This window comes from Empedobacter sp. GD03797, from assembly GCF_029842105.1.
Taxonomy (GTDB): domain Bacteria; phylum Bacteroidota; class Bacteroidia; order Flavobacteriales; family Weeksellaceae; genus Empedobacter; species Empedobacter falsenii_C.
This window is the reverse complement of record NZ_JAOCFS010000016.1, coordinates 1-23,666: the sequence shown is the minus strand read 5'-3', so window position 1 is coordinate 23,666 and position 23,666 is coordinate 1. Positions and strand designations below refer to the sequence as shown.

The window sequence follows — 23,666 nt, the reverse complement described above, 5'->3', positions numbered from 1 at the left end:
AAAAAAAAATCTGAATGTTGCCATTCAGATTTTTTGATATATAAGTTGATTAGTTGTAGTTTTTATAAATCGTCTACGTCTAAATCTTCGTCGATTTGTAAATCATTTAATTCAGCATCTTCTGCAAAATCAATATCTTCTTCATCGTCTAAATCAACCATCATGTCTTTTTTAGGCGCTTTAAGAGGCATTGAACCGAAACGGTAAACCGTTAATGGGTAATTAAGAACAGCTGGTTTATCTTCTACAGAAATTAATTCAGCCACAAATGTCCACATTTCCATAAAATCATATACAAAAGCCATACGATCTCCTTGATTAGCAAAAGCTTCTTTGATGTAAAAATCAGCCATTGTTTCATCAGTTCCATCATCAGACATATCCTCTAAAGGAATTTCTTTTGTTTGGTTTCCATCTTCATCTACTTCATAGAATGATGCCAACTCCTCACCTTGTAAACTAAAAGCACTAATAATACCTTTGTACAATGTGAATAATGTTTGCTTCTCTTTAATTTCTATGTCTCTAAAAACATCCTCTTTTGCATCAAGGAATACACGAATTTTATATATCACTTTCTAAATATTTTTCGGTTCCAAATTTAAATCTTTTCCCATATTAATTACAAATTCTAATGCAGAATTATAATTATTTTCTACTTCGCCTTCTAAAATTGCTTCTTTTATGGCATTTTTTAAGATTCCAATCTCTTTTCCTGGTTGAATATCAAATATTTTCATGATTTCTTCACCTGAAATTGGCGGTTGAAAATTACGAACTCTGTCGCGTTCTTCAACATCTTTTATTTTTTGTTCTACAACTTCAAAATTTTGTTTGAAACGTTTCTGTTTACGTTCATTTTTCGTTGTAATATCGGCTTTACAAAGCGTAATTAAATCGTCGAAATCTTCTCCAGCATCAAACAATAACCTGCGTAAAGCTGAATCTGTTGCATCGTCTGTTACAACTGCAATTGGACGAGAACTCATCATCACCAATTTCTGAACATATTTTACTTGCGGTCCTAATGGTAATTTTAATCGTCTGAACAATTTTAATACCATTTTAGATCCAACAAATTCATGCGAATGAAATGTCCAACCTACATTTTTATCGAAACGTTTGGTAACCGCTTTTCCAATATCGTGCAACAACGCAGCCCAACGTAACCAAACATTATCTGTGTTGACAGAAATATTATCAACGACTTCTAATGTATGATAAAAATTATCTTTATGTTTTTGACCTTCAACCTCTTCGATTCCTTTTAACGCAACCAATTCTGGTAAAATATGTTGCATTAATCCTGATTGTTCCAATAACAATAATCCGACCGAAGGTTTATCCGTCATCATAATTTTCTGAAACTCATCCATTACACGTTCAAAAGATACGATATTAATACGTTCAGCATTATCAATTATTGCCTGAAAAGATTTTTTTTCTATTTCAAAATCCAATTGAGCTGCAAAACGAATCGCACGCATCATGCGCAAAGGATCATCAGAATAGGTAACATTCGGTTCTAATGGCGTTTTGATGATTTTATTATTCAAATCTTCAACTCCATTAAAAGGATCAATTAATTCACCGAAATTCTCTTTATTCATCGAAATTGCCAATGTATTGATCGTAAAATCACGACGTTTTTGATCGTCTTCCAACGTTCCGTCTTCTACATGTGGTTTTCGACTATCTTCTGAATAACTTTCTTTTCGTGCACCTACAAACTCCAAATCTGTGTCTTTATATTTGAACATTGCTGTTCCAAAACGTTTAAAAACTGAAACTTGTGATGTATGTCCTAATTTATTAGCTAATTCTTTAGCCAACAAAATTCCATTTCCTACTGTTACAAAATCGATGTCTTTTTTCTGACCACGATTCAATAAATAATCGCGTACAAATCCACCAACTACATAAGTTTCTTGATTAATTTCATCAGCAACTTCTGCTACATTTTTAAAAATTGGATTTGATACGGCTTCTAAGATTTTCATTCTGCAAAAGTATATGTTTTGAAATAAAAAACTACTCTCTAATAACTTTTACTTCGTTATCTAGACCTAATTTAATTATCGTTGATGCAGTGAACTGAGGTACAAAGGTTTTTGTCTCGTCTGGATAAAAGTCAACACGCTCTAAAATAGTAGGATTAACTTCCGAAAACACTTTTGGAGAAGGTTCTCCTGATAAATTAGCCGATGTAGACACAATTGGTCCACCTAATTTTCCTATGATTTTCTTACAAAACAAATCGTCTGTTAATCGAATAGCGATTGTGTTATCTTCTGCGATTAACGATTGTGGTAAACCTTTTGGATTATCGTAAATAATTGTAAGAGGTTTCTCATTCAAATCAATCAAATCCCAAGCTAATTCTGGCACCTCAACAATATTTTGTAACATGCGTGGAGAATCAACCAAAATAATTAACGATTTTGATGAAGGGCGATTTTTTATCTGATAAATTTTTTCGATTGCAGCCTCATTTTTCGCGTCACAACCCAATCCAAGAATTGTATCTGTTGGATAAAGCATTGTTTCTCCTTGTTTTAGTTTGGCTACAATTTCGTTTATATCTGACATTTTATTTATTTTATAAATTTGAGTGCAAAGGTATTGTAGGAAAGTTGAAATGAGAATTATTTAATATATTTTCTCCAAAATTTATACGGTTTGGGTTGATTAAATCGATGACAAGCCATTGGCAAAACATTATTATTCAATTTTAATGCTTCTTCTGGCTTACGATCCATACAAAAATCTAATGCTTCCTGCCATTCAGGAATTTTATAATCCTTGTATATTTTTGGAACATATAATGACCAAAAAACATCTTCTACATGATAATCAGAGTTAGGTTTTTCTTTTAAAAATAAATTTATTTGATTCGATTCTTCTTCAGAAATTTGAATAAATTTCTCTACTTTTCTCAGCGAAAATCCTCCATTTCCAACTTTAAAAAGCCGCTCTATATTCTTTGGTTTTTTACCTTTTATTTTTCGAATAAATCCATTTATTTTTTCGAAAGTTAAATTAATAAAATTACGTTCACTTCCTATCCAAGGTGCTCCAACATAATCATAGCCTTTATCGCACCATTCATTTAGTTTATTTTTAAAAACATAAACATCTAATTGACAAATCAATATATATTTGAATTCTTCAAAAGTTTTATAAAAATATTTTTCTAATAACAATTGATTATAATCGTCAATGGAATCGAAACAATTTGAACTGAAATATTCTATACGAAAATCATTGATTTTACTAAAAAAAGATGAATAATTAGAAGTTGTCAAACCTTGTGGAGCCACAAAAATAATTTCAAAACCATTGAAATGTTGAATTATACTTTCCAAAGATTTTTTTTCAAATTCGTCTAAAAAATCTCTATAAATTGGAACAATAATCCCTACTTTCTTCAAATTATTCATAATATTGAGAGTACTTTTCAGCAAAAATAGACATATCTTTGACAGATTAAAATGAAATATAGATTTTTTCTATATTAATTATAATATTTTGAAAAATGACACAAAGAATTGTCGTAAATAATAATTATAAAACCACGCAAACCGAAATCAAATCTATTATTGATAATTTTGATCTGATTGATGATTATATTGCAAAAGGCACAAGAAATTCTATCAAAAAAAAGAAATTAGAGTCGGGTAAAATTGCAACGATTAAATCATTTAAGATTCCTAATATAATCAATAAATTTGTTTATCGATTCTTTAGAAAATCAAAAGCAGAACGATCTTATGAATATGCAAAACGATTGATTGATTTAGGTTTTTTGACACCATATCCTATTGCATTTGTAGAAAATAAAACTCCTATAAGTTTTAATAATAGTTACTATTTCTGTGAATTAGTTGAAGCTGATTTAACTTATCGTGAATTAGTTGAAATTCCAACTTGGGAAAACCGAAACGAAATTTTGAAACAGTTTACAAAATTCACATTTGATTTACATGAAGCTGGAATTGAGTTTTTGGATCATTCTCCTGGAAATACTTTAATCAAGCAAGTTGGAGAAAATCAATATGAATTTTATTTGGTTGATTTGAATCGTATGAATTTTCACAATTCAATGAGTTTTGATATTCGAATGAAAAACTTTTCTCGTCTAACTCCTCATAAGGAAATGATTGAAATTATGGGAAAAGAATATGCGAAACTTATTAATAAACCAGAACAGGAAGTTATTGAAGCTATGTGGAATAAAACGCAAGAATTCCAACATAAATTTCAAACAAAACAAGCTCGAAAAAAGAAATTAAAAGCCATGATTAGTAAAAAACAATAACAAAAAAGCAGATTTAAAATTAAATCTGCTTTTTTGTTATTTCATCATTTCAGAAAATGGAATAATTATCTCATATCCTTTTTCTTTAAAATAATCGTGCATTCCTTCTCTATAGGTCACCAAAACAAAATCTCCTCCCCAAGCTCCAAGACTTTTTACAGTTCCTAAATAATCAGAAAAATACAATTCTTTGACTTGCGGAATTTGCATAAAATCACCTAATCGTGCTTGATATTCATCTAAAATAGCTTCTAAATCAGTTAAATTCTCAACTTTAGTTGCTTGAATAACCAAATCAGAAAGATCCTGAATCATTTTCCAATCTTTTGGTTTGTTTTTGTAATGATTTCCCACAACGGCTTGCGTATCTTGCTTTTGATTAAGATAAACAAAATAAAGTTGATCTTTAAAATTCCAATTCAATTCCAATTCTTCTACTTCAATTGGATTATTCGAAAACAAAATCGGTTGATAATGATGCGCGCACGCAATGTCATAACCACTTGTATTGAAGGTTAATTGATTCAATTCAAACGGATTTATTTCAATCCATTGGCTAATCAAATCAATCAAAGTCGAGCTACTTCCCAATCCCCATTCTTGCGGATATTCTAACTTCGTTAAACATTGATAACTATTATTAGAATTGAAAAAATCAGGATTTAACGATTTAGCTTGCTTTAAAATCATTTGTAATGATTGACTTAATTTATCATTTGTAGAAGAAATTATTTCTAAATCATTCAATCTAATTTCAGCTTCAAACCAAATAGAATTATCAAATTTTGTCGCTTTCCAAGTGATTAAATTTTCTGTTTCTGATGAATTTTCTACAAACAAACATTGCCCATATTTCGTGGGCAATGCAAATGCTTTCGCTCCATCAATTACAATATATTCCCCGATAAGGAATAATTTTCCATTGGAACGGTATGTTTTCATTTATTTTAGATTTGTGCCGAAGAAGTCGCAACCTCTCTGTTTATTTTCTTCACTAAACCTTGTAAAGTGTTTCCTGGTCCAACCTCAATAAATTCAGTCGCACCATCAGCAATCATATTTTGTACAGATTGCGTCCATTTTACAGGAGCAGTTAATTGTGCAATCAAGTTTTTCTTGATTTCTGCAGGATCTGTAACGGCAGTTGTACTTACATTTTGATATACTGGACAAATTGGCGTATTGAATGTTGTTTCTTCAATGGCTTTTGCTAATTCTTCTTCCGCAGGTTTCATTAAAGGCGAATGAAAAGCTCCACCAACAGGTAAAACTAAAGCACGTTTAGCTCCTAATTCTTTCAATTTTTCACATGCTACGTTAACCGCTTCAATCTCTCCAGAAATCACTAATTGACCTGGGCAATTGTAATTTGCAGCAACTACAACTCCATCAATTTCTGCACAAGCATCTTCAACAATTTTGTCTTCTAATCCTAAAATTGCAGCCATTGTTGATGGATTAGCTTCACAAGCAGCTTGCATTGCTAAAGCACGTTTGTACACTAATTTTAATCCAGATTCAAAATCTAACGTTTCATTTGCAACTAAAGCAGAAATTTCTCCTAAAGAATGTCCTGCAACCATTTCTGGTTTAAAATCTGGTAAAGTTTTCGCTAAAATAACAGAATGTAAAAAAACTGCAGGTTGCGTAACTTTTGTTTGTTTTAGGTCTTCTGCAGAACCTTCAAACATAATTGATTTTATATCAAATCCTAAGATTTCGTTTGCTTTATCAAATAATTCTTTTGCGATTTCAGAATTTTCGTACAAGTCTTTACCCATTCCAGAGAATTGAGCACCTTGTCCTGGAAAAACATATGCTTTCATTGTATTATTTTTAATGTATGACAAATGTATAATAAAATCTTAAACTTCTTTATTTAACCTAAGTTTTGATTTTCTTTTCTATAAATTTCGTCTAAATATTTATAACGATTTGCAACAGAAATTGCGTGTAATTTTGCAATTGTATAACCATCTTTTCCATCTAAAAAACCAAGTCTCATTACGAAATAATTTAAAAAACGATAAGCAGGTTTTATCGTATAATGATAAAATGATGGTTTCAGATTTTTAAGACGAAGTTCTTGTGCTCGCAAACGTGAATAACTATTCAGTTTATCTAAATATTCTTCTTCATTATCAAATGTAAAATGATCAAGTTTGTTTGTTAAATAACCTGTTCTACCATTACATTCTATAATCTCATGAACCATTCTATCTGATTTATATTGAGATTTAGATTTTTTAAAAATTCGAACAGCTTTATCATTTTGCATGCCCGAATATTTAATATGCTTCTTCTTAAAAAAGAATTTTCGATAAACAAAGTATGCATCAAAAGTAGGTTGCTGATTAAAAACCGAAACAATTTCTTTTTTTAATTCTAGTGGGATTCCTTCATCTGCGTCAAAAAAAGTAACCCAATCATTTTTTGCTAAAGAAAGTCCGTAATTACGTTGATTCGTAAAATTATCAAACTTACGTTTTACAAATTTAGTTTTAGGATTTTGACGAGCAATTTCTTCTGTTTTATCGGTACTAAAAGAATCAATAATAATAATTTCATCAGCAAAATCTACATCATTTAAATAACGATGTAAATTTTTTTCTTCATTATAAGTAATCAGTAAAGCTGAAATTTTAGTAGACATTGATTCTATAGAATATTCTTTTTTAGTTTCTATTTCAACGTTATTATTACTTATTAATTGCCTATCCAATGAGTTATTGTTTAGAAAATTTTCTAACTTTTCTTTAAACAACTCGAAATCAAATATTGAATAAAATTCATTTACTTGTTTTTTTATTTGACGATTGTTTAAATCTCCAAGTTTTTCAGGAAAATAATCTTTCAAATGAACACTTGTGTGATTAATTCCATCTTCGAAAGTTGCCCAAACTTTTTTATCAATCCAAGGAGAAAAAATAATAAATGATTTTTTCCCTAAAGCTTTGGACATATTAATTGCACCTCCATCATTTCCAACAATCACATCACATTCATTTGCAATTGCAATAAACTCGCGCAAATCATTACCCAACAATTCAAAATAAACTTTCGATTTGGTTTCATCAGATAATTGATTATATACTTCTTTTGCTTGCGGTAACTGTTTCGGAAAATAATTGAATAAAATATTGACATTATAATGTTGACCAATAAAATCAACCATTTTTGCCATTTGATTCAACGGATAAGTTTTTGAAGGATCAGAACCAAGCAAACTAATCATAACTGATTTACGAGTAGAATCAACTTGATGTTTTTCAAATAAATCTTTCGCAAAGTTTATTTCTTCTTCTGTTAAATACAATTTCGGTTCTGTTGCCAAAGGAATTTCAATTCCTAAAGGCTTCAATAAAGACAAACGATGTTCGATTGCTAAACCTAAATATGAATTTGGTTCGTCATGTTTTTCTACATTATCTGTATACAAAAACGTTCTTCCAATCTTTTTGTACGATATTTTTTTTGGTGCATTATTGATAAAAACATCTACCCAACTCTGTAATTTTGAGTAAGCATCAATTACAATATCATATCTATTTTGATTAACTTTTTTCGAGAATTTAATCAAATTCATCAAGCCTTTGTTTTCTTTTTCATCGAAAACAATTTTATGATCGATGTATGGATTATTCTCTAAAACAGGCAAAGTATTACTATTGATTAAATAATCAACAATAGCATTTGGATAAGCTCTTTTGATATTTTCGCACAACAATGATGTGATTAAAACATCGCCTATCATCTTGTGTTGGATAATCAAAATTTTCATAAAACATAGTTATAAAGCAAAACTACTAAAATATGTTTGATTCGAAAATAAAAAATCCTCAACAAAACTGCTGAGGATTATATTTTATAAAATTTATTCTACTTAAACCGCCACATTATGCTCGCGTAATGCATCGTTTAATGAAGTTTTTTTATCTGTAGACTCTTTACGAGTTCCGATGATCAAAGCACATGGAACTTGGTATTCACCTGCAGCAAATTTCTTTGTATAAGAACCTGGAATTACAACTGAACGAGCAGGAACATAACCTTTAATTTCTACTGGTTCGTCACCTGTTACATCAATAATTTTAGTAGATGCTGTCAACACAACATTTGCTCCTAAAACCGCTTCTTTACCTACACGAACTCCTTCTACAACGATACAACGAGATCCGATAAACGCATTATCTTCAATAATTACTGGCGCAGCTTGCAATGGCTCTAAAACTCCACCGATTCCTACACCACCAGATAAATGAACATTTTTACCAATTTGTGCACAAGAACCTACAGTAGCCCAAGTATCAACCATTGTTCCTTCGTCCACATACGCACCAATATTTACATAAGAAGGCATTAAAATAACTCCCGAAGAAATATACGCACCATAGCGGGCAACAGCATTTGGAACAACACGAATTCCTTTTTCAGCATAGTTACGTTTCAATTCCATTTTATCATGGTATTCAAAAATTCCTGCTTCTAAAGTTTCCATTTTCTGAATTGGGAAATACATTACAACTGCTTTTTTCACCCATTCGTTTACTTGCCAATCTTCTCCAACTGGTTCTGCACAACGTAATTGTCCGTTATCGATTAACTCAATTACTTCACGAATTGCAATTTGTGTTGACTCTTCTTGTAACAATTCTCTATTGTCCCAAGCTTTTTCTATGATTTGTTTTAAATTCTCCATCTTTATTAATAATAGCCACAAATATAAAAATTATAATCAAGGGATTTCATAGAGATTATTTATTATTGAATCGTTTTTTTAAATTTGCCAAATGTCACGAATATTAGCGTTAGATTACGGAGGAAAAAGAACAGGCGTTGCCGTAACCGATGAATTGCAAATTATAGCTTCGCCAGTTGATACAATTGATACATCAAAATTGATGGATTTCTTGAAACAATATATCGAGAAAGAAAACGTTTCTGACCTTGTAGTTGGATTATCTGTTCGTTTTTCAGGAGAATTAAATGAGATTGAAAATCAGATTCAACCTTTTTTGAAAAAATTTTCTGAACAATTTCCGTTGATCAAAATTCATCGTGAAAATGAGATGTTTACATCAAAAATGGCTTCTCAAGCAATGTTTGCTGGAGGAATGAAAAAGAAAAAACGTCAAGAAAAAGGAATGGTAGATAAAGTGAGTGCTGTAATAATTTTACAATCATTTTTATCACATAAACTATAACAAATTGTATCTTTGCCGTTAAATTAATAAAAAAAGATCAGAAAATGGTATTACCAGTTGTAGCTTACGGAGATCCTGTCTTACGTAAAGTTTCACAAGAAATCGATCAAGATTATAAAAATTTACAAGAACTGATCCAAAATATGTTCGATACAATGTACGACTCTAACGGAGTTGGTATCGCGGCGCCACAGATCGGAAAAGATATACGTTTATTTATTGTAGATTGCTCACCTTTTGAGGAAGATGAAGATTATGAAGATATACAGAATGAGTTGAAAGATTTCAAACGTGTTTTCATCAATCCAAAAAAAATCAGTAGTTCTGAAGGTGATGAATGGGCTTTTACAGAAGGATGTTTGAGTATTCCTCACATTCACGAAGATGTAACACGACCAGAATCGGTAACTTTAGAATATTTTGATGAAAATTGGGTGAAACATACCGAAACTTTTTCGGATATTCGCGCTCGAGTTATTCAACACGAATACGATCATTTGGAAGGAAAGCTTTTTATTGACTATATTTCGAGCTTTAAAAAGAAATTAATAAGTAATAAATTAAAAAATATAACAAAAGGGAAAGTAAACACGAGTTACAAAATGAAATTCCCTTCATAGACCCTTAAACATAATAGAATATGGATTTATCAAGAGTTATCGCAATTTCAGGAAAACCAGGATTATACCGTTTAGTTTCTCAAACAAGAGGTGGTTTTGTTGTTGAAGATTTAGAAAAAGGTAAAAAAATCTCAATCGCTTCTAACTACAATGTTAGTTTATTAGACAACGTTGCAATCTACGGAGTATCACAAGAATTTCCTTTGGCTGAAGTTTTCTTCAGAATTTACAAAAAAGAAAACGGAGGAGAAACGATCGATTACAAAACTTCTGGTGCAGATTTGCGTAAATATATGGAAGAAGTTTTACCAGAATATGACGATTCAAGAGTTTATGATTCTGATTTGAAAAAATTATTCCAATGGTATAATATCTTACACAAAAACGGATTATTAAACATCGACTTAGCTGCTGTAGAAGCTGCAATGGCTGCTCAACAAGCGCAAGAAGCTCCTGTTGCTGAAGTAGAAGCTACAGAAGAAGTTGCTGTGGAAGAAAAACCAAAAAAGAAAGCTCCTGCTAAAAAGGCTGCTGACAAAAAAGACGCTGAAGAAAAACCAGCTAAAAAAACTGCTGCTAAAAAAACAACAGCAAAAAAAGATAAAGACGCTGAATAATTAGAGATGAATACACGTAAAGATCAATTACAGGCTTTCGAAAGATTGTTGGATATAATGGATGAATTACGTGAAAAATGTCCGTGGGATCGTAAACAAACAATGGAAACGTTGCGTACGTTGTCTATCGAAGAAATTTATGAACTTTCGGATGCTATCATCGAAAAAGATTCGCATGAAATAAAAAAAGAACTAGGTGATGTTTTTCTTCACCTAGTTTTTTATTCTAAAATCGCATCAGAACAAAACAACTTCGATATTGCTGATGTTTTAAATGGTATTTGTGACAAATTAATTCATCGTCATCCGCATATTTACGGCGATGTAGAAGCAAATACAGAAGAAAAGGTGCTTCAAAATTGGGAACAAATCAAGCTAAAAGAAGGTAACAAATCTGTACTTTCTGGCGTTCCTACTTCTCTCCCAGCGATGGTAAAAGCATATCGAATTCAAGACAAAGTAAAAGGTGTTGGATTTGAATTTGAAAATTCTGATCAAGTTTTTGATAAAATTATCGAAGAAATTAATGAATTCAAAGAAGAACAAAATCCTACTGATAAAGAGATGGAATTTGGTGATATTTTGTTTTCTTTGATTAATTATGGACGATTTAATGGTATCAATTCTGAAGATGCTTTAGAAAGATCGAACAAAAAATTTATCACACGTTTTCAGAAATTAGAAGAAATCGCGAAAGAAAATGGTCAAAACATAGCTGATTTAAACATTTCCGAATTAGACAATTTATGGAATTTAGCGAAAATTCGCTAGTGTAAACTTGACACTATAAATTTTATTCAAATTCACGAAAACGTTGTAATCAGACGTTTTAACACTATTATAAATAACTTTTATCGACACCAATAAAACAAAGTATTACAAATTATTGTGCACGCACAGAAAACCGACATATATTTGCAATGGTTATAGCGGGCAATAGCTTGTAATAATGGAAGGAAGTTTGTTTACTAAGTAAACAGTTTTCTCATTTTTTTGTGGTTTTGATGAAAAGGTGACTTAAAGTCGCCTTTTTATTTTTTATCAACTTCTATTTAAAATCACGATTCATAAGAATCCTTTTTTATCTGAATAATTTGTAAATTTGTGAAATGCAGTTTCAATTAAATTCTGAATTCAAGCCAACCGGTGATCAGCCAAAAGCTATTGAAGAATTATCAAATGGTATTCTAAATAATGATCGTTATCAAACACTTTTGGGTGTTACAGGTTCTGGTAAAACATTTACAATCGCGAACGTTGTGCAAGATGTGCAACGTCCAACTTTGGTTTTGGCGCATAACAAAACGTTGGCGGCGCAGCTGTATATGGAATTCAAAGAATTTTTCCCGAATAATGCAGTCGAGTATTTCGTTTCTTACTACGATTATTATCAACCAGAAGCCTATATTCCTTCGTCAGGAACGTATATTGAGAAAGATTTATCAATTAATGAGGAAATTGAAAAACTTCGTTTAAGTACAACTTCTTCCCTTCTTTCTGGTCGTCGCGATATTTTGGTTGTGGCTTCTGTTTCGTGTTTATATGGTATTGGAAATCCAACAGAATTTCATAAAAATGTAATTCAGATAGAAACGGGGCAAATTATTTCGAGAACAGCTTTTTTGCATAAATTAGTTCAAGCTTTATATTCGAGAACAGAAGGTGTTTTTCAACGCGGAAATTTTAGAATCAAAGGTGATACATTAGATATTTTTCCTGCTTATGCGGATGATGGAATCAGAATTAATTTCTTTGGTGATGAAATCGAAGAAATCTCTGTTTTCAATGTTGAAACAGGTAAAACTTCAACTAAATTAGATAAAATTAATATTTACCCAGCCAATCTTTTTGTGACTTCTAAAGACACTTTGAATGGCGCAATTGCTGATATTCAGATCGATTTGGGTAAGCAAGTTGAATATTATCATGAAATCGGAAAACATCTCGAAGCAAAACGTCTGCAAGAACGTACTGAATTCGATTTGGAAATGATCAAAGAATTGGGATATTGTTCTGGAATCGAGAATTATTCGAGATATTTAGACGGTCGCGAACCAGGAACTCGTCCATTCTGTTTGTTAGATTATTTCCCAGAAGATTATTTGATGGTGATTGATGAGTCGCATGTTACAGTTTCTCAAGTTCATGCAATGTATGGTGGAGACCGCTCTCGTAAAGAGAATTTAGTAGAATATGGTTTCCGACTTCCTGCTGCAATGGACAATCGTCCGTTAAAATTCGAAGAATTTGAAGCTTTACAAAATCAAGTGATTTATGTTTCGGCAACGCCTGCAAATTACGAATTAGAAAAATCGGAAGGAATTGTTGTAGAGCAAGTCATCCGTCCAACTGGATTATTAGATCCAATTATTGAAATTCGTCCAACACAAAATCAAGTCGATGATTTGATGGAAGAAATCAATAAACGCGTGGAATTAGACGAACGTGTTTTGGTCACAACTTTAACGAAACGAATGGCGGAAGAATTAACGAAATATTTGACAAAATATGGTGTTCGTTGTCGTTACATTCACTCCGATGTGGATACGTTAGAACGTGTTCAGATTATGGCCGATTTACGTGCGGGATTATTTGATGTTTTAGTTGGTGTTAATCTTTTGAGAGAAGGTTTAGATTTACCCGAAGTTTCTCTGGTTGCAATTTTGGATGCTGATAAAGAAGGTTTCTTAAGAAGTCATCGTTCCTTAACGCAAACGGTTGGTCGTGCAGCGCGTAATGTGAATGGTTTGGCAATTATGTATGCAGATAGAATTACGGATAGTATGCAATTAACAATTGATGAAACGAATCGTCGTCGTGAAATTCAGATGCAATACAACAAAGATCACAATAAAGTTCCGCAAGCTTTAAATAAAAAAATCACGAAACTAAGTTTAGCTGCAGCAGATTTTGAAGAAAATCCTTACGAACAAAAACATTTGATACAACAAGCAGCGGAGATTAACGAAAATTATTCGACAGAAGATAAAGAGAAATTGGTACAGAAATTGCAGAAAGAAATGGAAAAAGCTGCAAAAAATTTAGATTTTATAAAAGCAGCCGAATTAAGAGATCAAATTCAACTTTTAACTCAAGATTAATACGTTTTTTTCAACATTTCAATGAAAATTTTTAAGAATACATTTTTTTTAACTCTATCGTTTTTTACCATTTTATCATCTTGTAATACACAGATTTTAAAATCATCTTCAAATAATGAATTACTTGAAAATGAAGAAAGCAGTTTAATTCATACACGTGAATTAAAGATTTTCAAGAGATTTGATACTCCTGAAAAATTTAGTAGAAATCAAAATTATATGGGTTTTGAAAAATGGTTAAATAATTTATCCTTAAAAAATAACAATACGCCTGTTTATACATTTGATGGACAAAAAAAATCTAATCCCAATATTTATGTTGGAGTTTTAGATTTGGAACAACCCAAAAAAAATGTTCAGTTTAATTCAAATGCAATCATGAGCTTGCGTTTAGAATATTTTTACCGTGAAAAAAAATACAATGAAATAGATAAATTAGCGAAAGTTTTAACGAATCCAATTTCGTATACAACATTTGTAAAAGGAGATTATTCCTATCCAAAATTCATGGATTATTTGACGCATTATTTAGAAAATAGCAATTCTCAAACAATTGCTCAACTTCTAAAACCTATTTCAATCAAAGAAATTCAAATTGGTGATGTCTTTTTTCAGAAAGAAACAATAAAAAATCATGCGGCAATTGTGATGGATCTTGCTCAAGATAAAAATGGAAATAAAATATTCATTTTAGCTCAAAGTTATTATCCAAGTCAAGACATTCATATTCTTTCTAATCCAAGCAACGATTTAATCTCACCATGGTATATTGCAAAAGAAGGCACACTTCTTACACCCGAATGGAGATTTTTATCTTCGGACTTGATGCGTTTTAAATAGCATTTTACTTTTTCAATCCTTACATTTTACTTAAATTTGTTGTTCAAAACCTCAAAGTAAACAACAATACAGTAAATAATCGATAATGCAAAGAGTATATTTAGACAATGCAGCAACCACAGCAATTCGTCCAGAAGTAGTTGACGAAATGGCAAATGTGATGAGAAATGTTTTCGGAAATCCATCTTCTACCCACGTTTTTGGTAGAGAAGCCAAGGCGCTTATAGAAATGGCTCGAAAGAACATTGCGCAGCGTTTGAATGTTTCTCCTGCCGAAATTTATTTTACTTCTTGCGGAACAGAATCTAACAATACGATTATACGTTCTTGTGTAAACGATTTAGATGTTACGCGTATCATTACTTCGGATATGGAGCACAAATGTGTACAAGAAAGTATCAAAGATTTAGAATATCGTGGAAAAGTTGAAGTAATCCGTATCAATATTCAGAAAAATGGAGACATTGATTATGCTCAATTAGAGGAATTGGTTAAAGATCAATCTAAAAAAACATTGGTTTCTTTGATGCATGCCAACAACGAAATTGGAAATTTAACAGATGTTAAACGTATTTCGCAATTGTGTCAAGAAAATAATACATTGTTCCACACAGATACGGTGCAAACAGTTGGTCATTACGATTTAGATTTCCAAGATTTGGGAATGGATTTCGCTTCTTGCTCAGCGCACAAAATTCATGGACCAAAAGGTGCTGGATTTTTATATGCAAAAAAAGCTTCTCATCTTAAAGCTTTGATTGCTGGTGGAGGACAAGAAAGAGGAATGCGTTCTGGTACTGAAAATGTATACGGAATTGTTGGACTTTCGAAAGCTTTTGATTTAGCGATTGATGAGTTAGAAGCTCATGTAAATCACATCAAAGAAATCAAACAATATACAATCGATCAATTAAAATCAGCTATCCCAGGCGTTTCTTTCAATGGATTATCAGATGATTTAGACAAAAGTTTGTATGCATTATTAAGCATCAAATTACCATTTCATGATGCATTAATCGGATTCGAATTAGAACTAGCTGGTATCGCTGTTTCTCAAGGAAGCGCGTGCAGTTCTGGTGCAGCAAAAGTTTCATTAGTTATGCAAACATTGTACACAGAAGAAGAAATTGATCAAATGACGCCTTTACGCGTATCTTTTTCATACGAAACAACAAAAGAAGATATTGATATCTTAATTGGAACATTGAAAAAAATCGCTGAAAAACATCAATTACAAAACGCTTAATGACTGATTTCAATCAACTTGATATTCTGATTTTAATTGCGTTAGCTTTTGGTTTTATCAACGGATTTTTCAAAGGTTTTATTTCGCAATTAATTGGTTTAGTCGGTTTTTTTGTAGCAATTTGGTTAAGTTTCAAATTTTATCAAATCATCGAAGTTTATGTCGATTCATACAATATTGTTGCAGATAGCTTAACTTCTTTGGTTGCGCTAGTTATTACATTTGCAATTGCTTTTTTTACAATAAAATTAGCGTCAAGTTTAACACAAAAAACAGTAGAAGCAGTTGGTTTAGGAATCGTCAATCGATTTGGTGGAGCGGCTTTAGGATTAATAATCTCTTTACTTTTAACGTCAAGTATTTTGTATTATATCGATCCAATTTTAGAATTAGGATTTAAAGAAACAAAAGACGAAAGCCAGATTTTACCAATTTTGAACGAAAGTTCTCAAGTAATCAAAAATTCTATCTTCGAAACAAAAGATAATTTAAGGACAGAATCTCAAGATTCTATTCATTTATAATCATACAAAGGCAGCTTTTTCGAGCTGTCTTTTTTCTTAACATTAATTTATCTAGTTCATTTTATAAAAGGCACAAAAATTGTCTAATGAGATAAAAACAATTAATTTAAGATGAAAAAAATTATTACTTTATCTGCAGCTTTTGCATTAGGAACTATTGCTTTTGCTCAGAATTCTGCCTACCAAGATATCAACCAATATCCTAAAGCAACAAAAACAAACGAGCAACATATTATCAATTTACCAGCCATTGTTGGAAATGATTCACAAAACAAAAAAGTCGAAATATATGTCGGAAAATACATGGATACTGATGGTTGTAATCAATATAATTTGAATGGAAAATTAGATAAAAAAACTGTAAAAAGTTATTTAGATTATTATAATTTCACGACAAATGGAAATGTTGCTTCAACAAATATGGGTTGTTTAAATGCTAAACCTGAAAATAAATTTGTTAGCTCTCAACCATTATTGTTAGATTATAATAGCAATTTACCAATTGTTATTTATACGCCAAAAGGTTATTTGGTTCAGTACAAAATTTTCACTGCTGACAATACAACCTATCAAGCACAAACAGTTAATAATTTTTAATTAAAACAATATTTCAAAAAACGATTCCTAGTAGTCGTTTTTTTATGATTTTATTTTTAATAACGACGTATTGTGTCGTATAAAATCGTTCCTTTGTTTAAATTTTAAGATTATGAACAGCGCAATCATACTTTCATCCATCCTTTTTTTTATCATTGGATCCGTTATCAGTTTTTTATATTCAAAATCGAAAGCAAATTCTGCAATCATTGGAAATGAAATTAAATACCAAGAACTTCAAAAACAATATGATTCGTTAAAAAATGAGTTTATCGAAATAAAAGATGATGCAAATTTCAATTTGGATCAATGGCAAAAAGAGCGGGAAAAAAATACAGAATTAACGGTTCGTCATCAAGAAGCAATAAAAGCTGTAGAAGAGCAAAAATCGTTTATGCTCGAAACTAATGAACGATTAAAAGAGCAATTTGAAGCACTTTCTGCTCAAGTTTTGAAAAATAATAACGAACAATTTCTTGATTTAGCGAAAACAACATTGGATAAACATTTTTCTAATTCTCAAAATGATTTAGAAAAACGTCAACAAGCAATTGATTCGTTAATCAAACCATTGAATGAAAGCTTGAATAAATTTGACGGAAAAATATCCGAAATAGAAAAAGCGCGAGAAGGCGCATATTCAGAAATTAAAGTTTTCTTAGATTCGATGCGTGGCACAACTGATAAATTACAAAAAGAAACCAATACATTAGTTTCTGCACTTAAAACTTCGCACACGAGAGGAAAATACGGAGAAATTGGTTTGCGTCGTGTGGTTGAATTTGCTGGAATGTCGTCTTTTTGTGATTTTGAAGAACAAACTTCTGTTCAGTCCGAAAATGGTTTGCTTCGCCCAGATTTAATCGTTAATCTTCCTGGAAATAGAAAAGTTATTGTCGATTCTAAAGTTCCGTTAAATCAATATATGCTTGCATTTGAAACGGAAGATGAGAATTTAAGAAAACATCATCTACAAATGCACTCAAAAGCTGTCCGCGAACATTTAAAAAATTTGAGCTCTAAGGCTTATTGGAATCAATACACAGAAGCGCCTGATTATGTGGTGATGTATTTACAAATTGAAAGTTCTTTTGGTGCTGCGTTAGAATTGGAGCGAACTTTGATAGAAGATGCACTAAACAATAGAATAATTATTGCAACACCAACTACTTTGATTACAATGCTTCGCACAATTGCGTTTAGCTGGCAACAATTAAATGTTGCGGAAAATATATATCAAATGCGAGATGCAGGGATAGAATTATACAATCGTGTGAATGTTTTGATACAACATTTGGCAACTGTTGGTCATAATCTTAACCAAGCAACCCAAAGTTACAATAAAGCTATAGGTTCGCTAGAAAATCGTTTTATTCCGCAGGTTAAAAAGCTAAAAGAAATCGGTGGAACTTTGATGGAAAAAGAAATTTCGGAAACTAAGCCAATTGATACAATGATTCGTTCAATAAATAACTTGGATATTCAATAATCATTCTATATTTGTACAACTTTTAGAGAGAATGAAAACAAGCCTATTTACCTTGATTTTACTATATTCTCCTGCTATTTTTGCGCAGGTGAATTTTGAAGAAAAATCTGTACAGGTAAAACCAAATTTAGAATTAAATAAAGTATATAACTACTCATTTACAGATCGTAACTTTTCGATTTCTGTAAATGACACGGTTTCTAAAGTCATCAACCAATCAAATAAATCGATGGAATTGGTTGACAAGAATGATTTTGCCAATAAGTATACATTTGTAAATGGTAAAAATCAATCTAATGATCCTGATGAATTTTACCGCGATTTTATCAATAATTCTGAAGGAATAGAATACGAATTCACAACAAATCCTTCTGGAGAATTTTTAGAATTATTAAATGTTCCTCAGATTGAAGAAAAATTGCTTAAAATAACAGATAAACTTGGCAAACAGCGCAAAAAATCTGATGATTATAAGGCAAATATTGCGTACATCGAGGAAATGGTCAAGTCAAAAACGTATGTTCCGTATGTTTTTGAACAAGAAGTTCATGTTTTCAATTATTTTAATGGACAATATTTTCGTTTAGGTGAAACATATGAAGGAAAATCGGTACAAGAAAATATTTTTGGTTTTCCAATTTCTTCTACAACAAACACTTATCTAAAAGACATCAACAAAGAAAAAGGTACGTATACAATTGCTTCTGACCAAAATTTGAGCAAAGATGATTTTGAAAAATTATGGGAAGAAATGGCGTATTATATGTTGAATGATGCTAAACTGAATTTGTCACAAGAACAGGTAAAAAAAGAAATCAAAAAATATTCAGAAACAGTTGAATTAAAAGTAAAATATGAAAATACATACGATTTGAATTCAATTTTAATCAAATCTGAATATTTATTTAGCTTAAACATCGGTTCTAAGAAAACAGTTAATCAATTAAGTATAAAACTTTTAAATGACTAAGTTTTATTTTTTAACGAATTTCAAACTTCATTTTAGATAATTTGCTCTATTTTTGAATTAGTTTGATTGCTTATAAATGAAAATTAACTTTACATATTATCTGTTTTTTCTATTTTTTTCGATAAAAATATTCGCTCAAGATCCTATTCAAGATACAATTTCACCGGTTGTTAAAAATGATACTATTTTTAATGCTCCACAGGAAACGATTATTTTCCCGAAAACATATTGGAATATTGGAAACGAGAAACGATATAATGTAACAACAAGTGAAGTGAAATTGGAAGATGACACGATTTCGCATCAAGAACAATATACTTATAACGTTATTATTCAGGTTGAAAATGTCTATCAAAATGAAACCATTGTAAAGTGGAATTTTAGAAATGTACAATTCAATTCAAAATCATTTTTAAATAATCCTTTTTCGTTAGTTAATAATGTTTCGATTTCCTTTAAAATAGACCAAGACGGACGGTTTTTGGGTTATACAGATTTAGATAAAACGATTAAACAATTGGTTTTATCATCAGAAGATTTAGAGAATAAATATTTGGATAATCCTACTGCGATTGCGTTAATAAAAAAGAATCTTCAACAGTATTCTACAGAAGAAAATATTGTTAAATTATTTGACAAAGACATTCGTCAATTTCATCATTTTTACGGAAAAAGTAATTTTACTTTAGAAAGTGCACCGTTTGTTTATCAGTCGTACATGGACAATTTATTCAGCACTTCTCCTACTCCAGCGACAACAGAATTGAAATTGAATGAGATTGGAGTTTCGCAAACCAATTACATTATGTCAAGTTTTCAGGAAGCCGATAAAGATTGGTTGGCCAATTCTTGGTACAGCTATTTGAAAGATTTGGCAACAAAATTAGGTTCTGAACAACCATCTGAAAAAAGATTGAAAGACGACATAAAATATTACGTTAAAACGACTTCGCGTATCAAAGATAACGGTTGGATTTCGTATAGTATCGAAACCAAAAAGGTGAAATTTCAAGATACGGATTACACGTTAGAGCGTCGTTTTGAGTTAGTAGACTAAAACTCGCATCAATACTGATAATTCTTACATTATTAAATCATAAAAACTTCGTGAATCAAGATTATTTTTCATAATTTTGCATTCATTTTATATAAATTATATTCACTATGCAATTGTCTGAACAAGAAATTATTCGTAGAGAAAAACTACAACAATTAAGAGACTTAGGCGTTGAGCCTTACCCTGCCGAAGAATTCGTGGTAACTTCTAATTCTAAAGAAATTAAGGAAAAGTACGAAGAAGGAAAGGTTGTCAAGCTTGCCGGACGATTGATGAGTGTTCGTGTAATGGGAAAAGCTTCTTTCGCTGAGTTACAAGATAGCGAAGGTCGTGTACAGGTTTATATCTCGAGAGATGATATTTCTTCTTCTGAAGAAGGAATTGAGTACAATACAATTTTCAAGAAATTGATGGATATCGGAGATTTTATTGGAATTGAAGGATATGAATTCAAAACTAAAGTGGGTGAAATTTCTGTTCACGTAACAAAATTAACGCTGTTATCAAAAACTTTACGTCCATTACCTATTGTAAAAACTGACGACGAAGGTCATGTATTTGACGCTTTTACAGATCCAGAATTGCGTTACCGTATGCGTTACGTAGACATGGTTGTAAACCCACACGTGAAAGAAATTTTCTTAAAACGTACACGTTTATTCAACGCAATGCGTAATTTCTTCAACGATCGTGGATACATGGAAGTAGAAACTCCTGTTTTACAATCTATTCCTGGAGGTGCAGCAGCTCGTCCGTTTATTACGCATCACAATGCATTAGACATTCCATTATATTTAAGAATCGCAAACGAATTATACTTAAAAAGATTAATCGTTGGTGGTTTTGATGGTGTATACGAATTTTCTAAAAACTTCCGTAACGAAGGAATGGATCGTACGCACAATCCAGAATTTACAGCAATGGAAATTTACGTTGCTTACAAAGATTACAACTGGATGATGGATTTCACAGAGCGATTATTAGAACATTGTGCAATCACTGTTAATGGAACTTCTGAAGCAACTTTTGGAGATCATAAAATTGATTTCAAAGCGCCTTACAAACGTGTAACAATGCGTCAATCAATTATTGATTTCACAGGATTTGATATCGATGGAAAATCTGAAGCAGAATTATTTGAGGCTGCTAAAGGAATGGGAATCGAGGTTGATGAGACGATGGGTAAAGGAAAATTAATCGATGAAATTTTTGGTGAAAAATGTGAAGGAAACTACATTCAACCAACTTTCATTACAGATTATCCAAAAGAAATGTCTCCATTGACTAAAAAACACCGTGATAATCCAGAATTAACTGAGCGTTTCGAATTAATGGTTTGTGGAAAAGAAATTGCTAACGCATATTCTGAGTTAAATGACCCGATCGATCAACGTGAGCGTTTTGAAGCACAAATGGCTTTAGCTGATAGAGGTGACGACGAAGCAATGTTTATCGATCAAGATTTCTTACGTGCTTTAGAGTATGGAATGCCTCCAACATCAGGTTTAGGAATCGGAATGGACCGTTTGATTATGTTCTTAACAAATAATCCATCTATCCAAGAAGTTTTATTCTTCCCTCAAATGCGTCCAGAAAAAGCTGCACCAGCTTACGAATTGACAGAAGAAGAAACTCAAATTATTAAAATTTTAAAAGCTAACGAAAACATTGATTTGAACGAATTAAAATCCAAAGCTGCTTTAAGCGGTAAAAAATGGGACAAATCAATGAAAAATTTAGCAAAATATAACTTGACTAAAGTAACTGTAAATGGTGATACCAAAACGGTTGCATATTTAGGAGAGTAAATTATTACCCTTTCATCTATATTTTAAAAGCTCAACTTCGGTTGGGCTTTTTTTGTATGTTTAATTCTTTTTAATTCATATATTTATGATAATGAATCTGGATTGGATACAACTAAAGTATCTATGAAAGCTACTACAATTGATATTTTAATAAAAATTAATAATGAAAAAGATATTTATATTTCTATCCTTTCTATTATTGGTACTTTCAGCAGTTTATATATTATATTTAGTTCGTAAGACTTTTAATAATTATGAATTTGAATCTTATAATGAACTTTATTATAAAGTTCCACCTGTAAAGAATGCACAATTTAAATCGCTAAAATCTTTTAATTCTGACTTGTTTTCAATTGTTGACGATAAAAACTTAAAGAATATTACAGTAAATTTCGATTCCAAATCAAATAAAGTAAGGCAAGTAAATTTAAATTACACATATAATCCTAAAACAATTGATGATAAAGTAAAATCAATAATAAGGATATATAGGAGAAATTATCGAAATTAATAAAAGAATGATGAAAAAAACTTCTTTTTTTTGGAGTCCTGAAGTATATAATTTAAAAAATACTAAACATGAAGAAATGTACTTTCCAGAGGACTTCTTTGTACATAAAACGGTTGTTAATTATAATATAAAAGGAAAGTTCATAGATTCAATAGTAAATCATAAAACCAAACTTTATGCTTTAAAAGGTATTGTTGAGTTAGATATTAACAATGATTATAAACCTGATTTATTAATTGAATCAAAAAACGAAAATTCATACATGGTTACTGGTTTTATTGAGATAGACAATAATCTATTTTTTCTATATTATTTAGATAACGATTCTATTAAAAAAGTAAGTGATTTATACAAGTTAATAAATTTCAAATAATTTTATAGTAAGTAATAAAAATTAATTTGGGCCTTCCCTTCGGTCGGGCTATGCGTTCCAATCTTTTGTAGAAGAAGATTAGAAGTTATTACAGAAAATCCAATTCCTACAAAAGGATTTCCACTACTATCCCTAACGCGGGTTGTAAGTAATAAGACGTAAGATTTAAGGCTTAGAGAATAAAAATCTAAGCAAAATATCCCCTTGAGAGGATTATAGGGGTGTTTTCGAGTTCTAAGTTAGTTGTAAAAAGGAAGCCTCTTATTAACTGACTAGAAGCTTGTTGTTTTATAAAACATAGTTTTGAGATGCGTTGAAGTAAAGCTTACATTTTACTTTGTACATTTTACAAAAAGTATAACGTATAAACATAAAAAAGCCTCAAGAAATA

Annotated in this window: 23 protein-coding genes; 15 read left to right on the top strand and 8 right to left on the bottom strand. The window is 30.9% G+C overall.

Features of this window, described 5'->3' with window-relative positions; translation table 11 throughout:
- Positions 1 to 62 precede the first annotated feature (62 nt).
- Genes N5D90_RS10995 through N5D90_RS10980 form a run of 4 tightly spaced genes read right to left on the bottom strand, consistent with a single transcriptional unit; the run spans position 63 to position 3,440 of the window.
- The gene (locus tag N5D90_RS10995; RefSeq protein ID WP_038333549.1) at positions 63 to 575 is read right to left on the bottom strand and encodes an IS1096 element passenger TnpR family protein; all 513 of its coding nucleotides are present in this window, start codon (positions 573 to 575) and stop codon (positions 63 to 65) included.
- Positions 576 to 578: 3 nt separating this feature from the next.
- Positions 579 to 2,000 (bottom strand): CCA tRNA nucleotidyltransferase, encoded by a 1,422-nt coding sequence (locus tag N5D90_RS10990; RefSeq protein ID WP_280062462.1) that lies wholly within the window; start codon positions 1,998 to 2,000, stop codon positions 579 to 581.
- A gap of 31 nt (positions 2,001 to 2,031) precedes the next feature.
- Positions 2,032 to 2,589, bottom strand: coding sequence for an L-threonylcarbamoyladenylate synthase (locus N5D90_RS10985; protein WP_407932365.1), 558 nt, complete (start codon positions 2,587 to 2,589; stop codon positions 2,032 to 2,034).
- A 56-nt stretch (positions 2,590 to 2,645) separates the two neighbouring features.
- A complete protein-coding gene (locus N5D90_RS10980; protein ID WP_280062461.1) occupies positions 2,646 to 3,440 on the bottom strand; it encodes a DUF5672 family protein in 795 nt (264 codons plus the stop codon).
- A gap of 95 nt (positions 3,441 to 3,535) precedes the next feature.
- Between N5D90_RS10980 and N5D90_RS10975 the strand changes: the two genes are divergently transcribed.
- Positions 3,536 to 4,318, top strand: a complete 783-nt coding sequence (locus tag N5D90_RS10975; RefSeq protein ID WP_280062460.1) for a lipopolysaccharide kinase InaA family protein — start codon at positions 3,536 to 3,538, stop codon at positions 4,316 to 4,318.
- A 36-nt stretch (positions 4,319 to 4,354) separates the two neighbouring features.
- On the opposite strand, the gene N5D90_RS10970 is transcribed toward N5D90_RS10975, so the two are convergent.
- The 4 genes from N5D90_RS10970 to N5D90_RS10955 form a co-directional block, all read right to left on the bottom strand.
- Positions 4,355 to 5,260, bottom strand: coding sequence for a GYDIA family GHMP kinase (locus N5D90_RS10970; protein WP_280062459.1), 906 nt, complete (start codon positions 5,258 to 5,260; stop codon positions 4,355 to 4,357).
- A 5-nt stretch (positions 5,261 to 5,265) separates the two neighbouring features.
- Positions 5,266 to 6,144, bottom strand: a complete 879-nt coding sequence (gene fabD, locus N5D90_RS10965; RefSeq protein WP_280062458.1) for an ACP S-malonyltransferase — start codon at positions 6,142 to 6,144, stop codon at positions 5,266 to 5,268.
- 53 nt (positions 6,145 to 6,197) lie between these two features.
- Entirely contained in the window at positions 6,198 to 8,099 is a 1,902-nt protein-coding gene (locus tag N5D90_RS10960; RefSeq protein ID WP_280062457.1) for a glycosyltransferase, read from the bottom strand.
- A 102-nt stretch (positions 8,100 to 8,201) separates the two neighbouring features.
- A complete protein-coding gene (locus N5D90_RS10955; protein WP_125350148.1) occupies positions 8,202 to 9,017 on the bottom strand; it encodes a 2,3,4,5-tetrahydropyridine-2,6-dicarboxylate N-succinyltransferase in 816 nt (271 codons plus the stop codon).
- A gap of 91 nt (positions 9,018 to 9,108) precedes the next feature.
- On the opposite strand from N5D90_RS10955, the gene ruvX reads away from it, so the two are divergent.
- The 14 genes from ruvX (at position 9,109) to N5D90_RS10885 (ending at position 23,275) form a co-directional block, all read left to right on the top strand.
- Complete coding sequence (ruvX, locus tag N5D90_RS10950) at positions 9,109 to 9,522, top strand: Holliday junction resolvase RuvX (RefSeq protein WP_038333513.1); 414 nt, start codon at positions 9,109 to 9,111, stop codon at positions 9,520 to 9,522.
- A gap of 44 nt (positions 9,523 to 9,566) precedes the next feature.
- Entirely contained in the window at positions 9,567 to 10,142 is a 576-nt protein-coding gene (gene def / locus N5D90_RS10945) for a peptide deformylase (RefSeq protein WP_038333508.1), read from the top strand.
- A 20-nt stretch (positions 10,143 to 10,162) separates the two neighbouring features.
- Complete coding sequence (locus tag N5D90_RS10940; RefSeq protein WP_280050157.1) at positions 10,163 to 10,759, top strand: DUF5606 domain-containing protein; 597 nt, start codon at positions 10,163 to 10,165, stop codon at positions 10,757 to 10,759.
- A 6-nt stretch (positions 10,760 to 10,765) separates the two neighbouring features.
- Complete coding sequence (gene mazG / locus N5D90_RS10935; protein ID WP_280062456.1) at positions 10,766 to 11,530, top strand: nucleoside triphosphate pyrophosphohydrolase; 765 nt, start codon at positions 10,766 to 10,768, stop codon at positions 11,528 to 11,530.
- Between the two features lie 338 nt (positions 11,531 to 11,868).
- A complete protein-coding gene (gene uvrB / locus N5D90_RS10930; protein WP_280062455.1) occupies positions 11,869 to 13,860 on the top strand; it encodes an excinuclease ABC subunit UvrB in 1,992 nt (663 codons plus the stop codon).
- Between the two features lie 21 nt (positions 13,861 to 13,881).
- Complete coding sequence (locus N5D90_RS10925) at positions 13,882 to 14,700, top strand: DUF4846 domain-containing protein (protein WP_280062454.1); 819 nt, start codon at positions 13,882 to 13,884, stop codon at positions 14,698 to 14,700.
- Between the two features lie 85 nt (positions 14,701 to 14,785).
- Positions 14,786 to 15,946, top strand: a complete 1,161-nt coding sequence (locus N5D90_RS10920; protein ID WP_280062453.1) for a cysteine desulfurase family protein — start codon at positions 14,786 to 14,788, stop codon at positions 15,944 to 15,946.
- Positions 15,946 to 16,470, top strand: a complete 525-nt coding sequence (locus tag N5D90_RS10915; protein WP_038333487.1) for a CvpA family protein — start codon at positions 15,946 to 15,948, stop codon at positions 16,468 to 16,470. Before N5D90_RS10920 ends, N5D90_RS10915 begins: the two co-directional genes overlap by 1 nt.
- 111 nt (positions 16,471 to 16,581) lie before the next feature.
- A complete protein-coding gene (locus N5D90_RS10910) occupies positions 16,582 to 17,067 on the top strand; it encodes an ecotin family protein (RefSeq protein WP_280062452.1) in 486 nt (161 codons plus the stop codon).
- Between the two features lie 112 nt (positions 17,068 to 17,179).
- Positions 17,180 to 18,556: a DNA recombination protein RmuC gene (gene rmuC / locus N5D90_RS10905; protein ID WP_280062451.1), complete on the top strand. Its 1,377-nt coding sequence runs from the start codon at positions 17,180 to 17,182 to the stop codon at positions 18,554 to 18,556.
- Between the two features lie 31 nt (positions 18,557 to 18,587).
- Complete coding sequence (locus N5D90_RS10900) at positions 18,588 to 19,526, top strand: hypothetical protein (RefSeq protein ID WP_280062450.1); 939 nt, start codon at positions 18,588 to 18,590, stop codon at positions 19,524 to 19,526.
- A gap of 76 nt (positions 19,527 to 19,602) precedes the next feature.
- Entirely contained in the window at positions 19,603 to 20,583 is a 981-nt protein-coding gene (locus N5D90_RS10895) for a hypothetical protein (protein WP_280062449.1), read from the top strand.
- Positions 20,584 to 20,690: 107 nt separating this feature from the next.
- Positions 20,691 to 22,391 carry a lysine--tRNA ligase gene (gene lysS / locus N5D90_RS10890; protein WP_280062448.1) on the top strand — a complete coding sequence of 567 codons (1,701 nt, stop codon included), beginning with the start codon at positions 20,691 to 20,693 and terminating at the stop codon, positions 22,389 to 22,391.
- A 518-nt stretch (positions 22,392 to 22,909) separates the two neighbouring features.
- Positions 22,910 to 23,275 (top strand): hypothetical protein, encoded by a 366-nt coding sequence (locus N5D90_RS10885; RefSeq protein WP_280062447.1) that lies wholly within the window; start codon positions 22,910 to 22,912, stop codon positions 23,273 to 23,275.
- The last annotated feature ends 391 nt before the right edge of the window (positions 23,276 to 23,666 follow it).

Excerpts from the sequence above, each read along its gene's own strand:
- N5D90_RS10915 (WP_038333487.1), top strand. The coding sequence starts at position 15,946 with ATGACTGATTTCAATCAACTTGATATTCTGATTTTAATTGCGTTAGCT.
- def (WP_038333508.1), top strand. The coding sequence starts at position 9,567 with ATGGTATTACCAGTTGTAGCTTACGGAGATCCTGTCTTACGTAAAGTT.
- lysS (WP_280062448.1), top strand. The coding sequence starts at position 20,691 with ATGCAATTGTCTGAACAAGAAATTATTCGTAGAGAAAAACTACAACAA.
- N5D90_RS10970 (WP_280062459.1), bottom strand. The coding sequence starts at position 5,260 with ATGAAAACATACCGTTCCAATGGAAAATTATTCCTTATCGGGGAATAT.
- N5D90_RS10985 (WP_407932365.1), bottom strand. The coding sequence starts at position 2,589 with ATGTCAGATATAAACGAAATTGTAGCCAAACTAAAACAAGGAGAAACA.
- N5D90_RS10925 (WP_280062454.1), top strand. The coding sequence starts at position 13,882 with ATGAAAATTTTTAAGAATACATTTTTTTTAACTCTATCGTTTTTTACC.
- uvrB (WP_280062455.1), top strand. The coding sequence starts at position 11,869 with ATGCAGTTTCAATTAAATTCTGAATTCAAGCCAACCGGTGATCAGCCA.
- fabD (WP_280062458.1), bottom strand. The coding sequence starts at position 6,144 with ATGAAAGCATATGTTTTTCCAGGACAAGGTGCTCAATTCTCTGGAATG.
- N5D90_RS10955 (WP_125350148.1), bottom strand. The coding sequence starts at position 9,017 with ATGGAGAATTTAAAACAAATCATAGAAAAAGCTTGGGACAATAGAGAA.
- N5D90_RS10920 (WP_280062453.1), top strand. The coding sequence starts at position 14,786 with ATGCAAAGAGTATATTTAGACAATGCAGCAACCACAGCAATTCGTCCA.
- mazG (WP_280062456.1), top strand. The coding sequence starts at position 10,766 with ATGAATACACGTAAAGATCAATTACAGGCTTTCGAAAGATTGTTGGAT.
- N5D90_RS10895 (WP_280062449.1), top strand. The coding sequence starts at position 19,603 with ATGAAAATTAACTTTACATATTATCTGTTTTTTCTATTTTTTTCGATA.
- N5D90_RS10900 (WP_280062450.1), top strand. The coding sequence starts at position 18,588 with ATGAAAACAAGCCTATTTACCTTGATTTTACTATATTCTCCTGCTATT.
- ruvX (WP_038333513.1), top strand. The coding sequence starts at position 9,109 with ATGTCACGAATATTAGCGTTAGATTACGGAGGAAAAAGAACAGGCGTT.
- N5D90_RS10990 (WP_280062462.1), bottom strand. The coding sequence starts at position 2,000 with ATGAAAATCTTAGAAGCCGTATCAAATCCAATTTTTAAAAATGTAGCA.
- N5D90_RS10980 (WP_280062461.1), bottom strand. The coding sequence starts at position 3,440 with ATGAATAATTTGAAGAAAGTAGGGATTATTGTTCCAATTTATAGAGAT.
- rmuC (WP_280062451.1), top strand. The coding sequence starts at position 17,180 with ATGAACAGCGCAATCATACTTTCATCCATCCTTTTTTTTATCATTGGA.
- N5D90_RS10885 (WP_280062447.1), top strand. The coding sequence starts at position 22,910 with ATGATGAAAAAAACTTCTTTTTTTTGGAGTCCTGAAGTATATAATTTA.
- N5D90_RS10940 (WP_280050157.1), top strand. The coding sequence starts at position 10,163 with ATGGATTTATCAAGAGTTATCGCAATTTCAGGAAAACCAGGATTATAC.
- N5D90_RS10910 (WP_280062452.1), top strand. The coding sequence starts at position 16,582 with ATGAAAAAAATTATTACTTTATCTGCAGCTTTTGCATTAGGAACTATT.
- N5D90_RS10960 (WP_280062457.1), bottom strand. The coding sequence starts at position 8,099 with ATGAAAATTTTGATTATCCAACACAAGATGATAGGCGATGTTTTAATC.
- N5D90_RS10975 (WP_280062460.1), top strand. The coding sequence starts at position 3,536 with ATGACACAAAGAATTGTCGTAAATAATAATTATAAAACCACGCAAACC.